The sequence below is a fragment of the Clostridium paridis genome (genome assembly GCF_016765615.1).
Lineage (GTDB): Bacteria > Bacillota > Clostridia > Clostridiales > Clostridiaceae > Clostridium_T > Clostridium_T paridis.
Genome location: NZ_JAESWA010000020.1, coordinates 151,357 through 165,617, shown reverse-complemented (window position 1 = coordinate 165,617; position 14,261 = coordinate 151,357). Strand labels below are relative to the sequence as shown.

The following is a 14,261-nucleotide window of genomic DNA, read 5'->3' as shown; positions in this document are numbered from 1 at the left end:
ATCCTCCTATTTACCTAATTTTTTAGCAATATTACTATTTAGTTGTTCACGCCATTTGTCACGATAAGACTTTGCACCTTCTTCACCTACTAGTGCTGAACAGAAACCTTTGATATCGTCACCCAAAACTTCTTGGATACCCTGCCCGTCCGCTGCTGTTTCTTCTAGCATACCCAGTACACCATCAAGAATTGGCATAAGGTTACGACCGGTTAAATCCGAATGTGGCCAAATATTTGCTTTAATTTTTTCCCATGCTTCTTGGTAATCCGCTGGCAGTTTTTTAGCTCTCGATTCAAAAGCTTTCATTTCTTTATTCATGTCACTTCCCGTAACTTTTTCCCAAAAATTCATTATATCTTCTCCTTTAACTCATTAATTTTTGATGATACAAACTCCCATTTTTCCCAGAACTTCTTCAGCTCCTCACGTCCTGCATCGTTGAGAGTGAAAAACTTTCGTGGTGGTCCCATATCAGATGGCTTTTTCGTAGTTTCTACAAGTTTATTTTTTTCTAGTCTAACCAAGATTGTATATACTGTTCCGTCTACAACATCCGAAAATCCCAGGGCATTCAACCTCTTCGTAATTTCGTAACCGTATATTTCCTCATGACTGATGATCTCAAGAACACAGCCTTCTAGTACTCCTTTTAACATTTCTGTGATGTTTTCCAATTAAACCACCTCTTCACTATCTAGTATTACTGGTATTCAGTATTACTTACTACTACTATATAGTATCACTAGGTAGTGGTGGTGTCAATATACTTTTTACGTTTATTTTGGCCAAAGGTATCTAAAATATAATAAAAAGAGTACTGCTTTCACAGTACTCTTTTATTGATTTAAAGATGCCTCAATTATATCTTTAATCTTTATAACTTCGTCAAATGAAGTTGCAAATATATAATCACTTATGTTGATGTTACAAGAGTATCTTCCGTTTTTCAACCTAACTAATATAGAAAATCTAACTTTGTCACCGATTGCGTCACCATCAACTTTACTTGTGTAAAAAATCCAGTGTGTTTCGCCTGGATTGGTTTCATTAACATTTTTCAAATCCTCATCAATCAACTCTTTTAAGCTGTCAGCCAGTATTGAATAATCATTTGAAATAATCATCCTTCCGCCATATTCATCTGGTTCACTAAAAATATATTGGATGGAATTATCGCCTTCTTCAAACAGATACCAAATAGATCTGTTGTTTCCATAGGTTTCATCAAATAGTTTTTTCAAAATAATCACTCCTTTGCAATTTGAATCTATCACTTATTGACAAAATTATACCATACATTATGGGGTATTTTTTTCTCAAAATTCACTAATTTCATAAAGGGACAAAATAAAAACAGTTTTCAAAAGTGTGCATTTAAAACACACTTTCGAAAACTGCTATCATCAATTTTAGAAAACTTAAAACTGGTTCAATTGTAATTTTTACAACAAGCAATTTGGAAAACTCGAATAATAAATTTGAATACTTATTTATCAATCAATCCTAGCTCAACCATGCTTTTCGCGGTTGCTATTATTGCTTCTTCTGCTGATCTTGGCTCCCAACCAAGCATTTCTTTTGCTTTTGCATTGCTACAGGCAGTGTTTTTTCCTAAGAAGGTCGCTGGCATACGTAAATCTTTATTGAAATTTGCTAGAAATTTCACAACAAAATTAGGCATTTCTTTCGTTGAGACTTTTTTTGCTGTACTTCCTAAGCATCTTTTCAAAATTTTTGCTTCTTCTTTATATGTCAGATTTTCGCCTGTGGTAGCAAGAAATCTTTCTCCTACGGCCTCTGAACGTGTCATCGCAAGTAAATGTAAGTCTGCCACGTCACGCGCATCAACACAATCAAAGCCAGCTTTTAAAAGAAATGGCATTTTACCATTTAACATCGCACGAATAATTTGATTGGAGTGCGAAAAGTCCTGGCCAAGTATAGGCCCCATGACAGCAGTCGGATTGATAGCTGAAAGCTCCATATTTTCTTTCTTGGCAAACTCCCAAGCTGCGAGTTCTGCCATAGTTTTTGAACGTTGATATGCATCAATATCGGCAGACAAGTTTGTCCAATCTTCCTCAGTAAAAATCTCTGGATGAGATTTATGCCCTGCAAGCACTGCTCCAGAAGCAGAAGTTAAGACTACACGTTTAACTCCTGCTGCCTTCGCAGCCTTCATCACACGCAATGTGCCATCAACAGCCATCTTCACCATTTCATCTCCATCATCCGGACGGGTGGCTGGTGTTGGTGATGCTACATGAATGACATAAGTGGCGCCAGTTGCAGCTTCCATCCAATTGTTATCACTTGTTAAATCTGTGTGGATGAACTCCAGGTTTTCAAAATCAGTTACGCCACCTTGTGCAAGCATTGACTTGACTTCCTCCTGGCGTGATAAAGTACGAAGGGTTGCCCTAACTCGATATCCTTGACTTAAAAGTTTCAAAATTATGTGTACAGCTATAAAGCCACTTCCGCCTGTTACTAATACTAATTCTTTTCCCATTATAAATTCCTCCCTTAACTGATGTTTCACTTGTAACCTCTGTGCCATTAGTATATACTATCATAAAGTGGAATTCAATTCAGAAATGATCATCTGTGACAGATAAGGAGGTATTGTAATGGCAGCTACTAATCACGCACAAGCCATCAAAAAAGATACAAAAGATTTCATCACAACAGCGTTGCTGCAAATGTTGACAAAGGAAAAATTGTCAACGCTGACAGTTTCTCAAGTTTGTAAAAGAGCAGGAGTAAGCCGTATGGCTTTTTACCGCAACTTTGACGGACTTGAGCAAATTTTATATGAGTATTACAAGCCAAAGATTGCAGCTGTCTTTGACATAATTCATGAAAGTTCACAATTCTCTATAAAATTCGATAGTCAGTTGAACTTTTTCAACACCTTTGGTGATGATTTATTACTGTCTAATGAGCGTGGATTTGAGCCTATTATTCAAAGAATTTTCATAGAAGAAATACAAAAATTTTATGCCGCAGATAGTGATGGATATTGGACAGCTTTCATGTCAGCCGGTGTTTACGCCATTTGGAGAAAATGGTTAATTGATGGAAGACAAAAACCACTCAAAGAGATAATGGATTTTTTTAAGCAATTAGATACAATAAGAGGGACTGTTTAGAGTGTCCCTAAAGTCAGAAATGATTTGAGAGAGAACCCCTCCTATGAGAAGGAATATAGGGCAGTTACGTGTTGATATACTTACTCAGAAATAAGATAACAAGGCCCCCTGTGAAATTTAACGTAGGATGCCTTGCTTTAATAATTTAACTTTAATTAGTTAAATGACTTTAGGTATTTACTCACCATTAGGTTTTATTAAATAAACTTTACATTTGTCAACTTTTCAGATTCTTCCCAAAGCTTTGAAGCAACCTGAATATCCTTTGCTTGTGGTGCAATTTTAGCTATTTTAGGATATCCTCTCATCTCATTCATCTTGGATGGACCGTAATACGTACCACCTTTTGCCTCTTCAGCTGTAGCTGCATAAAGTGCTGGCCACGCTCCATGAGCTGCTGGTTGAAATAAGAATGGCCCAAATAAGCGACGCACAATTCCCGCCGGGCTATTTTTCCCTGCTCCATTAGGAATCAATTCTGTCCTTGAGATTCCTGGGTGTGCACCCATACTGCTAATTCCCCATCCTTCTTCATCACTTCGGCGTTGTAACTCAAGTGCAAACATTAGACATGCAAGCTTTGATTGAGAATAAGTTACCATTGGTTTGTAATTATGTTCTGATTGTAAATCATCAAAATTTATAACTCCTGAAAGATGAGCAACACTACTCATGGTGATCACTCGAGGCTTATTCCCTTGCTTCAAAAGAGGCAGCATATGAGCTGTTAATGCAAAATGTCCTAGATAATTTGTCCCCATTTGCAATTCAAATCCATCCTTTGTAACTATACGCTTAGGAGGATTCATTACTGCAGCATTATTAACAAGAATATCTAAACTTTTTCGTTGTGCCCTTATCCTTTGTCCGAAGTCCTTTATAGATGAAAGATCTGCTAGGTCGAGTTTTTCAAAATGTATATTTCCAGAAGGAATCATTTTTTTAATATTTCTTATTGCTTCTTCCCCTTTATCTCTATTTCGGCCCGCCATTATAACTTCTGCTCCTGCTCTAGTCATCTCCAAAGCTATTTCATATCCTATTCCACCAGTTCCTGTTATAACTACCGAGCGGCCTTTTTGTGATGGAATATCTGCTGCAGTCCAATTAGGTTTCATTCTTTCAGACATAATAACAACTCCTTATTATTTTATAATTATTTTAAATACCTATATCGCGTGGTATTCCTAATTAAAATCATAGCAACACCAATTCTTTTACTAGTGTTAAAACTTGCACACTTGTGCAACTTTATGATTTGAATTATAATATACCTTAAATAGCAAATCAATACGATAAGCATAAGTTATACACAATTTGAAATATGTGAAAGTAGGTACTACTATGATAAATACTAGTGAGAATCCAGCATCTATTCGTTCGAAAATGTATTTAGTTGAAGCTTTACTAAAACTTATGGATGAAAAGAGTTATGATACTATATCAATCAAAGAGCTTACTGACAGAGCGAAACTTTCCAGACGAACATTTTATACAAATTTTGAAACAAAAGAAGACATACTTAAATATCATTTTGATACATTAGTAAATGAATATATTGAGATATTGCAGACATATGAATGTTTGACACCCAATGATATAGCTAATGAATATTTCAGTTATTGGTTCTCCCATAAAAATCTGCTTCTCCTCTTAAAAAAGAACAATCTTCCTATTCTTATTAAAGTTTTTGAGGAATTTCTGAGAAATATGAACTCACTTCCTATCATAAAAAATCGACGTTTTACGGACAGTGAATTACAATATTACGATGCCGTTTTCGTTGCAGGTGGATTATGGAATATGCTGAATGTTTGGATAGAGAATGACTTTGGGAAGAGTCCCGAAGAAATGACTGCTATATTTACAAAAATATTTACTGTAATTCCATCAGATAGAAGTAGCGAGAGCTGAATATATATTGACGTGTTTAATCAGTATAACATAAAAAAAAGAGTGCGTTTCCTGTCTGCCTATACGACTTTAAGACAGAAAACACACTCACTCATTTTCAGTAATCAATAACTAAAACCTTATCTTCATAGCTTGCCTGATGCCTTGAGAGCATTATATACACGATCATCTGCTCTTTTATCATAACCCGGAGTACCAGTATAAAATAAAGAACCACTCTTATTATCTAGTGATAAATATATGTTAGGTCCACCTTTGTAAAAGCCCCCCATATATATTTTTTCCCCATTAGCTACTAGTACAAAAGCTCTATAATTCTTTCCTAGTCCCTTTGCTTCTTTTGTATAGTTCCTAATATGATTTTTTAACTCAAAAGTATGATTACTCCAGTTATATGATTTTATATCATCCTCTGTGAGAAATGGCTTTTTATATAGCGTACTCCCCTCTAAACTGTTTCCTCCCATGTCTTTAACCTCATATAGAGCGAACTTATAATTTTTATTGGGCAAGTAAATCATATCATAACCAAAGTATCCAACTAAGAATATAAGTATAAGTAAATAGCTAATCCTCTTTTTTGTTTTGCTCATATTTCTCCAGCTATTAAATATCTTCTTAATCTTGCCATTAAGCATATAATCTATTTTTCTTACTACCCTATATAAAATATACAGAATGAGAATAAGTGCAATAAGTTCAATAACATAAATTACTGGATAAACAGCTTGAAACAACAATTCCATTTTCCCATGACCCCTTTTTATAATCTATATTTCTAAAATTTATATAATATCTTTTTATTGTACGTCATAAATTACAATAGCTCATTTCTCACAAAATATTATAACATAATATTACATATTTTTTAAAAATATCCCTCAAATAACAAACTTAAATTAGATTAATGTAATGCCTGAGTCTAATGAAGCTCTAAGACGATTTATATCGCTTATAGGAGGCAATCCAAACATACGTGCATATTCTCTGCTAAATTGAGATGGGCTTTCATAACCCACTTGAAACCCAACATTTGCAGCTTCAGATGACTCTGAAAATAGCAACCTCCTTGCCTCTTGTAATCTAATCATCTTTTGATATTGCAAAGGACTCATTGCTGTTACTTTTTTAAACTGATTATGCAATGACGATGTACTCATGTTAACTCTTCTTGCTAATTCCTCAATTCTCAAAGGTTTTGAGAAATTACTATTTATAATCTGAATAACTTTAGCAATACAATGTGCATAACTTCCTATCATTGCAAATTGCTTAATAAGTTCTCCTTGCTTATCCTGTAAAACTCTATAAAGAATTTCACGGATTATCAAAGGTGAAAGGATTGGTATATCCTTAGGTGTATATAAAAGACGAACAAGTCTTAATACAGCATCAAGTAAATCAGAATTAATTCTATTAACTACTATTCCGCGGCCTGAATCCATCTTACCACTCCAGGCTTCGTTTGATTCCTTAATAATATCAAGTATTGGCTCCATGTTGAAGTTTATTTGCACACATAAATATGGTTCTTCAGGAGTAGCTTGAATGATTTGCCCTGTAATAGGAAGGTGAACAGATGTAACCAAATATGATGTTGGATCATATTGATAACTTTCATCAGCCAATGTTACAATTTTTGACCCCTGTACAATTATCAATAATGCTGGTTCATAAATAGTATGTAAAGGCTCAGAAACATTTGATGCTCGGAATAACTGCAAAGAAGGTATAGCTGTATTATGTATTCCGTCCATATCAACAAGTCCATTAATCATTGAAACTAATTCTTTTTTATAAATTGCAATCTTGTCATTCACTAATTCCTTATCCATTTCTAACTCCTTTCTACTTTTGATTGATATACAAATTATATTATTCTGTGTAGGATTAGGCAATAATCTTATTAAAATAGGCTACCTACCTAACGCACCATGTTTATATAATTATCTTAGATACAAGATATTTAATGAAAACTTAAAGGAGGATTTTATTATGAATATAACTAAAAAGGATAGAGTTGCAATTGTTACAGGGGGCTCTCGTGGAATTGGACGTGCAATTTCAGAACGTCTTGCAGCTGATGGCCAAACAGTAGTTATAGCATATGCGAGTAATGCTGTTGAAGCCAATAAAACTGTGCAATCTATAGTAAAAAATGGTGGAAAGGCTATTGCTATTAAAACTGATATTAGCGATGAAGTTGCAGTTAGTAAGCTTTTTGATATTGCAGAGAAAAACTTTGGTGGAGTAGATGTTGTAGTTAACTCTGCTGGAATTATGGGACTTAATACAATTGCTAATTTCGATCTTAATAAGCTTGATCAAATAATTCGTACAAATATCCGTGGTACCTTCGTTATCGATCAACAAGCTGCCCGTCGTGTAAGATCTGGAGGCGCTATTATTAATCTTTCAACTTCAGTAAAGAAGCTTGCATTACCTACTTATGCAGCCTATTCTGCTAGCAAGGGAGCTGTTGATGCAATCAGTCTTGTACTAGCAAAAGAACTCCGTGGAAGAGATATTACTGTAAATGCAGTAGCTCCTGGCCCAACAGCAACAGAACTATTTTTTGAAGGCAAGGATGAGGAGACAATTGATCGCATGGCTAAAATGAATCCTATTGAACGTTTAGGAAAACCTGAAGACATTGCAGAAGTAGTTTCCTTTTTAGCAGGTCCAGGTAGATGGATTAACGGTCAAACCATTTATGTTAATGGGGGTATGGTTTAGAAATTAAGCAATTTAATACTAGCAATATTTAATTAATAATTTAGAAATCCCTCTTTAGCAGAGATGAATCTATCATATCTACTAAAGAGGGGCTTTATTGTATAAGTTCTAATTAACTCTTTAATGAATAAAAATTAATAGTAACAGTTGTTTCACCTAAATGTATTCTTGTAATGCTCTTTAAGGCTTTTTATACCTTAAAGAAATATGTACCTATATCAGTGATTACCACATTATCATTAGACTGCTGGTAAGGTAATGCCAATACTTTTCGCAACCTTTCTAAAAATTTCCCTTTCATCAATAACATCAACCTCTCCAACAATATCTATAATTTGATTTTTTGAGATTGTAATTATTTGTTCTCCAAGAACAACACTATCCTTTAATAAGAATCCATACTTGTCCATTTGTAGTTTATAATGTGTAGGCATCTTTTTCTTTGTTTTAGTAGTCAGAGGAACTACGATTGTAGTTGGTGAGAACTTATTTCCTGTATTGTTCTGAATGATTACTGCAGGTCGCACCCCGGACTGAACTGAACCCTTACACTCACCAAAGTTCACATTTATTATTTGACCTCTTTTAATTTGATTTACCTTTAATTCATTTTGCATTATAATTCATCCTCTCATTTTTGAAGTATTTTAAATGCAAAAGAAGAAAGAACCTAACTTTTACATTTAAAAAAGAATACACTTATTGCGTATTTTATAAATGCAAAAATTAAGTTCCTAATAATATAATTTAAATAAATATTTAATTATTTACAAATTATATATGTTTTTTCACTCATTGTCAATATAGTTTTATTAACGACATATCAAATAAGATAAAATCAATAGCTACATATTTCATTCTCTATTTCATTTACCGTAATATATATTTTCTACGAAAAATCTTCAATTCCTCTGAAATCAACCTATTTTCTCTCTATCAATACTACCCACTCAACATATGATTGTTAGACTAAACTTCACATTAAGATTGATATTGGAAGAATGCTATAAAACCAACAGTTCTCGCACTTTTATAGATTCAATAATTAGAAAACCTCTCTGATAAAAATGTTTATCGAATAGCATCCACTACAATTAGTTGTATTTATTTCTCTCGAAGTATTTTATCCATGGATTTTCCTTTTGCCAATTCATCAACCAGTTTATCCAAATATCTAATTTCCTGCATGGTTGGCTCTTTAATATCTTCTAACTTGACTCCGCAGACAACTCCCTTTATTAGAGTTCTTGATGGGTTTAGATGGGGAGCCTCCTTAAAGAGTGTCTCATAGTCTATTTGTTTTTTTAATTGTTCTTCCAGTTCTTCTTGAGTATATCCGGTCAACCAACGAATGACTTCATCAACTTCTGATTTAGTACGTCCTTTTCTCTCTACCTTTGAAACTAATAGTGGATATACTCTTGCAAAGCTCATTGTATAGATTTTATGTTTATACATTACGCTTCCTCCCAATATTTAATATTTGAAATTATCTGTTTTATCTCCACAAGGAGCACTTTATCATTGCACATCATTTCTACATTATACCAATATTATATTCCTTAAAATATTTCTCTACAAAATAAAAATAGGGATTCCAAGATTAGATACATAAAAAAATAAATTTTATGGTACTATCCTAATCTCAGAAACCCTTTATTTATCAGTGTTTTACTTATTCTTTATCTCTTCTCAATCAATGCCACACATTCCACATGCGCAGTCTGAGGGAACATATCTACTGGTTGAACCTTCAGCGTACTATACCCCATATCCTCAAGTATTCTTAAGTCTCTTGCTAGTGTACTTGGGTCACAAGATACATAAACAATTCTCTTTGGAGATATATTAGCTATAGCTTCAAGTAAGGATTGCTCACAGCCTTTTCTTGGAGGATCTACTACAACTACATCTGCCTTTACCCCTTTTGATATAAGCTCTGGTATTACTGTTTCAGCTTCTCCTACAAAGAATTCAACATTCTCTACATTATTCTCTTTTGCATTTTTCCATGCATCCTCTATTGCTTGAGGAACAATCTCAACTCCATATACCTTTTTAGCCTTTTGAGATAGGAAAAGAGTTATGGTTCCTGTTCCGCAGTAAGCATCAAACACTACTTCTTCTCCAGTTAATTCTGCAAATTCTAAAGCTTTAGAATATAAGGTTTCTGTTTGCATAGGGTTAACTTGGAAAAATGACAATGGTGATATATTGAATTTAAAATCACCAATATAATCTGTAATAACATCTCTTCCCCATAGGGTATTATTTCTCATGCCAAGTATTACATTTGTCTCTTTATCATTTATATTTTGAACTATAGAAGTTAAGCCTTCTATGTTATTTTTCATTACTTCAATAAATTCCTTCTTATAAGGAAGCTCTAGGCTATTAGTAACTGGAACTATCATAACTTCTCCAGTTTTGAAGCCTTTTCTTATCATTATGTGTCTTAGTACGCCCTTAGGATTATATTTTCCTTCAATAGTAGCTGGCAAAACATTATACTTTTTCATCCATTCTTTTGTTAATGCCACTACCTTATCCGCTACCTCATCTTGGATATAGCAATCCTTAAGATCAATTATATCGTGACTTCTTAGAGCATAAAATCCTATGTGAATTTCTCCATTTATTAGTCCCACAGGTAATTGTACCTTATTTCTATATCTATAGGGATATTCTGCGCCTATAGTATCAAGTACTAAGTCTTCAGATAACTTTCCTATCTTACTTACACAGTCCTTAACTCTATCCTTTTTAAAGTCTAATTGACCTCTATATTTCATATGTTGAAGTGTACATCCACCACATCTTTTATAAATAGGACATATCGGTGTTTCTCTATCCTTAGATGGCTCTAATATTTCTAATAACTTACCAAAGGCATAGGTCTTTTTAACCTTTATAACTAATACTTTTATCTTTTCGCCCTTAAGTGCGCCTTCTACAAAGATAGGGAATCCATCTACCTTTACAATTCCTTCTCCTTCATATCCTTGTGAAACTACTTCTAAAATATATTCTTTATTCTTTTCTACCAAAACTATCACCCTTATATATAATGAATTTTTATATCACTATATAACTACTCTTCCTTCTTATATTTATCATGGAATATATATAGCTTATCAACAAAAAAAATCTCATGCAATAACTTTTCTTAACTTTCTTAGTTTCTTAATATAAATAAAAAAGGTAAGTGCCTAATTCCCAGTATATAAGCCCTTACCTTCTTCATTATATTTTATTAAGATCCAATCACCAAATACATATTAGGAGGCTACCTTTCATTAATGAAGGTTTCACATTCAGTGTTTTGAACACTGGTGGCTTTTGGACCATAAATAAACAAATTATCAGCGCCGCATATACCTTGTTTATTATATATGCATTTTTTAGCGTTACAATGTACTTCTGGTGTCATTAATATCTCATGAAAATCTGAAAACATCTGTTCAATTTCCCCGACATAATTAGTGTTACCCATGCTTGATAATGCATTCATAATCCCTTTTTGTTTAAAGGTGTCACATACTGTTTCTGATGAGGATATTGCATCTCTTCCTTTAATTGATATAATATCTGCTGAACAAAGTCCGCCTACGTTATTAACACAATTATCGGCATTACAACTTAACTTCCCCATAAGATAGCATCTCCTTATCTTGTTTATATATAGGGTTTTATAGGCAACTTAATATATTCATGAATAAATTAGTTATTATTTGAACATAAACCCTATATTATATTTTCAACCAAGATAGAGATTTTTATTCTAAATTTTCAATTACAATTTTTAAATAACTCTCTAAAAGCCTTTTTTCTTGGGAACTTAATTCTTTGGTTGCTCTGATATTAACCTCTCTACTTACTTTTTCAAGCTCATCTATATGATACCTAACTTTTTGAGTTAATAATAAATAATAACTCCTCTTATCCATTGGATTTTTTATCTTTTCTACCCATTCATTATGGATTAACCTATTTACAACTGAAGACATGGTTGCTTTATCTAATCCTACTCTTTTTCCTATTTCTAAAGGAGTTAATTTTTCTATGTCACCTTCAACTTCCTCAATTGTATAAATATCCTTGATTATACTCCATTGAACGTATGTTAAGCCTATACCTTCAAGCTCATTATTCATTTTGTTTCTTACTAATTTTGATGCCTTATTTATTAACTTATCTATATCCATTTTTCTCTCCATTTAGTTAGCATACGAACTATCTTCATTATAGAATGTGCCGTTTAGTTTTTCAAGTATATAGGGTTTTTTATAGGAAACTTAATTTATTCATGTTTTAAAATGTCGGTTTCTGGACATTTTTAGGCATGAATAAATTATTAGTTGAACTTAAAACCCTATATAACTAACCGGCACTAAAATATTATATATCTAATTTAATCCCATCATATAACTTTACTGATGTATCTAAATCATCGCATTCTATTACATAATTATCCCCTTGTGGTAATACATTTTCAAATATCACCACGTTGTCTCCATCTGAGCTATCTCCTGCATATCCGCCATATTCTTTTCCAGTATCCTTATCTATAATCTTAGTAAGAATAGCTAATTTTCCATAATTAAATTTATAATGTACCTTTGTTTTATTATCTACTGTCTCTACTTTATTTATTATTAAATCACCATACTTACCTAAATTTATTTTAGTTTCTCCATTTAAATTTAAAGGTGATTGAATTCTTTTTACTTTCTTCCTATCCATCTCACTCTTAAATGGGATAATAGTAATTGATTTTGTATCATCATATACTTCCTTAAACTTAAAGGAATAATAATATACCCCATCATGTCCTGAGCCACTTCCTGATTTATTTGTTAATTGTATTCCTCCATTATCCATTAATAAGAATTCAATTCCACTCCCCATTTCAGCTGTATCACCATCATGAATTATTGGGGTCATGATATCTTCTTTTGATGTCAGTTGTATTTCAGTATTTATTGGAGTTAAGGTTACCTTTGTAAGCTTAGCATCTTTACCTAAATTACTTAAATCTTTATTTAATGTAATTTCTTTTACCTTACCATTAACTTTTTCATTTGTTACCTGAAAGTTAAAATTCCATTTTCCTTTTATATCTCCAAGTAACTCTTTTATATTCAAGGTAAGCGTAAATTTATCTGGCACCTCTACATATCCACCTAAGAACATCTTGTCCTGCACTTCTTTAGGAACCTCATTTTTTGATACATGTAAAGTCTCAACTCCGACGTAACTCTTCTTATCATCAGAAAATTGTCCACCTCCACCTGAGCCAAAGGTAGTTATCTTTCCGTTTATTGCTAGATCTTTATCTAGTAGATGAGGTTCATCTTGCATAGGTTTATTGCTATCAACCTTATATGCAATATTTAAGTCCAATCCATCGTATACAATGCTGGTTATAGTAATACTAACTCCATTATCTGATTTGGTTACATTTATATCTGAAGCATACTTATCATAATTTGTGTACTCTCCCCTATCTAGCAATTTAAAAATTGATCCTATTATAGGAATATTTTGTGCATAAGTGGGCATTGCAAACCCAAAAGCCGTAAGCACCCCAACACTTAATATTACACTTGCTGCAACCTTATATATTCTATTAGGTTTTCTTTTTTTCTCTGGTAAAGCCTCCAAAGTTAAATCTATTTTATTTTTTATATTATCTGGTGTTTTAATATTAGCTTCATTAATTTTACGCTTGATTATATTATCAATATAATCTTCATTCATCATAATTCCACCTCACCATCTTCCCTCATTATTTCATATAATTCTTTTCTTGCTCTTGTAAGCCTAGACCTTACAGTCCCTTCAGGTATACCAAGTATCTTTGCTATATCCTTTATAGATATGTCTTCATAATAAAATAACAAAGTAACTATTCTTAAATTTTCACTTAATCCTTCTATAGCTCTTGTTATATCAATATTTTCATAAGAATCTATATGGTATTTCTCAGTTTCTATTTCTTCTATAGGCACCAGCTTTTTATTTTTTCTTATTATGAGATTGCTTTCATTTATCAAGATTCTTATAAGCCAGGTTTTAAAGTATTCATCATTTTTTAAAGTAGATATCTTTTCATATGCCTTAATAATAGTATTTTGTATTGCATCCTCTGTATCTTCTTCTAATTTTAAAATACCTTTAGCTACCCTATATAGAGTTAATTCGTGTTGTTTTATAACTTTTATAAAAGCTTCTTTATTACCTTTTTTCATCAAATCAATATTTGATTCTTTTTTTGCTTTGTATTTCAAAAAAGGTATTGTCTGCATTACTTTTCCTCCAATCTGTAAAACCTTAGCTAAGTTTACATCTATTAGATGCATGAATTTGATAAAACGCTCCCCAAAATAGAAATTTATTTAACTTAATAAGAAAATATAGTTAGTGCACTAACTACATTTTTCTATTAGTTTACAT

Annotated in this window: 17 protein-coding genes; 3 read left to right on the top strand and 14 right to left on the bottom strand. The window is 32.5% G+C overall.

Translation table 11 applies throughout. The features are described from left to right. Positions 1-6: 6 nt before the first annotated feature. The 4 genes from JK634_RS07230 to JK634_RS07215 form a co-directional block, all read right to left on the bottom strand. A complete protein-coding gene (locus JK634_RS07230) occupies positions 7-354 on the bottom strand; it encodes a DUF1048 domain-containing protein (RefSeq protein ID WP_202766970.1) in 348 nt (115 codons plus the stop codon). Further along, positions 354-677: a PadR family transcriptional regulator gene (locus JK634_RS07225; RefSeq protein ID WP_202766969.1), complete on the bottom strand. Its 324-nt coding sequence runs from the start codon at positions 675-677 to the stop codon at positions 354-356. Before JK634_RS07225 ends, JK634_RS07230 begins: the two co-directional genes overlap by 1 nt. Positions 678-839: 162 nt before the next feature. Then, positions 840-1,277 (bottom strand): hypothetical protein, encoded by a 438-nt coding sequence (locus JK634_RS07220; RefSeq protein ID WP_202766968.1) that lies wholly within the window; start codon positions 1,275-1,277, stop codon positions 840-842. Between the two features lie 212 nt (positions 1,278-1,489). After that, positions 1,490-2,515 carry an SDR family oxidoreductase gene (locus JK634_RS07215; protein ID WP_202766967.1) on the bottom strand — a complete coding sequence of 342 codons (1,026 nt, stop codon included), beginning with the start codon at positions 2,513-2,515 and terminating at the stop codon, positions 1,490-1,492. Positions 2,516-2,633: 118 nt separating this feature from the next. Here JK634_RS07215 and JK634_RS07210 point away from each other — a divergent pair, with 118 nt between their 5' ends. After that, complete coding sequence (locus tag JK634_RS07210) at positions 2,634-3,155, top strand: TetR/AcrR family transcriptional regulator (protein ID WP_202766966.1); 522 nt, start codon at positions 2,634-2,636, stop codon at positions 3,153-3,155. Between the two features lie 197 nt (positions 3,156-3,352). On the opposite strand, the gene JK634_RS07205 is transcribed toward JK634_RS07210, so the two are convergent. Then, positions 3,353-4,285 carry an SDR family oxidoreductase gene (locus tag JK634_RS07205; RefSeq protein ID WP_202766965.1) on the bottom strand — a complete coding sequence of 311 codons (933 nt, stop codon included), beginning with the start codon at positions 4,283-4,285 and terminating at the stop codon, positions 3,353-3,355. A 214-nt stretch (positions 4,286-4,499) separates the two neighbouring features. Here JK634_RS07205 and JK634_RS07200 point away from each other — a divergent pair, with 214 nt between their 5' ends. Then, complete coding sequence (locus tag JK634_RS07200) at positions 4,500-5,069, top strand: TetR/AcrR family transcriptional regulator (RefSeq protein ID WP_202766964.1); 570 nt, start codon at positions 4,500-4,502, stop codon at positions 5,067-5,069. A 125-nt stretch (positions 5,070-5,194) separates the two neighbouring features. Here JK634_RS07200 and JK634_RS07195 read toward each other — a convergent pair whose 3' ends face one another. Together JK634_RS07195 and JK634_RS07190 are read right to left on the bottom strand one after the other, a co-directional pair. Beyond that, positions 5,195-5,815, bottom strand: coding sequence for a hypothetical protein (locus JK634_RS07195; protein ID WP_202766963.1), 621 nt, complete (start codon positions 5,813-5,815; stop codon positions 5,195-5,197). Positions 5,816-5,968: 153 nt separating this feature from the next. Next, positions 5,969-6,904, bottom strand: coding sequence for an AraC family transcriptional regulator (locus JK634_RS07190; RefSeq protein ID WP_202766962.1), 936 nt, complete (start codon positions 6,902-6,904; stop codon positions 5,969-5,971). A 160-nt stretch (positions 6,905-7,064) separates the two neighbouring features. Between JK634_RS07190 and JK634_RS07185 the strand changes: the two genes are divergently transcribed. Continuing rightward, the gene (locus tag JK634_RS07185; RefSeq protein WP_207753608.1) at positions 7,065-7,805 is read left to right on the top strand and encodes an SDR family oxidoreductase; all 741 of its coding nucleotides are present in this window, start codon (positions 7,065-7,067) and stop codon (positions 7,803-7,805) included. Positions 7,806-8,044: 239 nt separating this feature from the next. Here the strand turns inward: JK634_RS07185 and JK634_RS07180 are convergent, their stop codons facing one another. The 7 genes from JK634_RS07180 to JK634_RS07150 form a co-directional block, all read right to left on the bottom strand. Next, complete coding sequence (locus JK634_RS07180) at positions 8,045-8,422, bottom strand: type II toxin-antitoxin system PemK/MazF family toxin (protein ID WP_202766961.1); 378 nt, start codon at positions 8,420-8,422, stop codon at positions 8,045-8,047. Between the two features lie 487 nt (positions 8,423-8,909). Continuing rightward, a complete protein-coding gene (locus tag JK634_RS07175) occupies positions 8,910-9,263 on the bottom strand; it encodes a DUF2200 domain-containing protein (protein ID WP_202766960.1) in 354 nt (117 codons plus the stop codon). Positions 9,264-9,487: 224 nt separating this feature from the next. Next, positions 9,488-10,852, bottom strand: a complete 1,365-nt coding sequence (rlmD, locus tag JK634_RS07170; protein WP_202766959.1) for a 23S rRNA (uracil(1939)-C(5))-methyltransferase RlmD — start codon at positions 10,850-10,852, stop codon at positions 9,488-9,490. A gap of 239 nt (positions 10,853-11,091) precedes the next feature. After that, positions 11,092-11,457: a DUF1540 domain-containing protein gene (locus JK634_RS07165; protein ID WP_202766958.1), complete on the bottom strand. Its 366-nt coding sequence runs from the start codon at positions 11,455-11,457 to the stop codon at positions 11,092-11,094. Positions 11,458-11,581: 124 nt separating this feature from the next. Then, complete coding sequence (locus JK634_RS07160) at positions 11,582-12,010, bottom strand: MarR family winged helix-turn-helix transcriptional regulator (protein WP_202766957.1); 429 nt, start codon at positions 12,008-12,010, stop codon at positions 11,582-11,584. 193 nt (positions 12,011-12,203) lie between these two features. Then, entirely contained in the window at positions 12,204-13,565 is a 1,362-nt protein-coding gene (locus tag JK634_RS07155) for a DUF4179 domain-containing protein (RefSeq protein ID WP_202766956.1), read from the bottom strand. Further along, positions 13,565-14,113 carry an RNA polymerase sigma factor gene (locus JK634_RS07150; protein WP_202766955.1) on the bottom strand — a complete coding sequence of 183 codons (549 nt, stop codon included), beginning with the start codon at positions 14,111-14,113 and terminating at the stop codon, positions 13,565-13,567. The genes JK634_RS07155 and JK634_RS07150 overlap by 1 nt, the downstream gene beginning before the upstream one ends. Between the last annotated feature and the right edge of the window lie 148 nt (positions 14,114-14,261).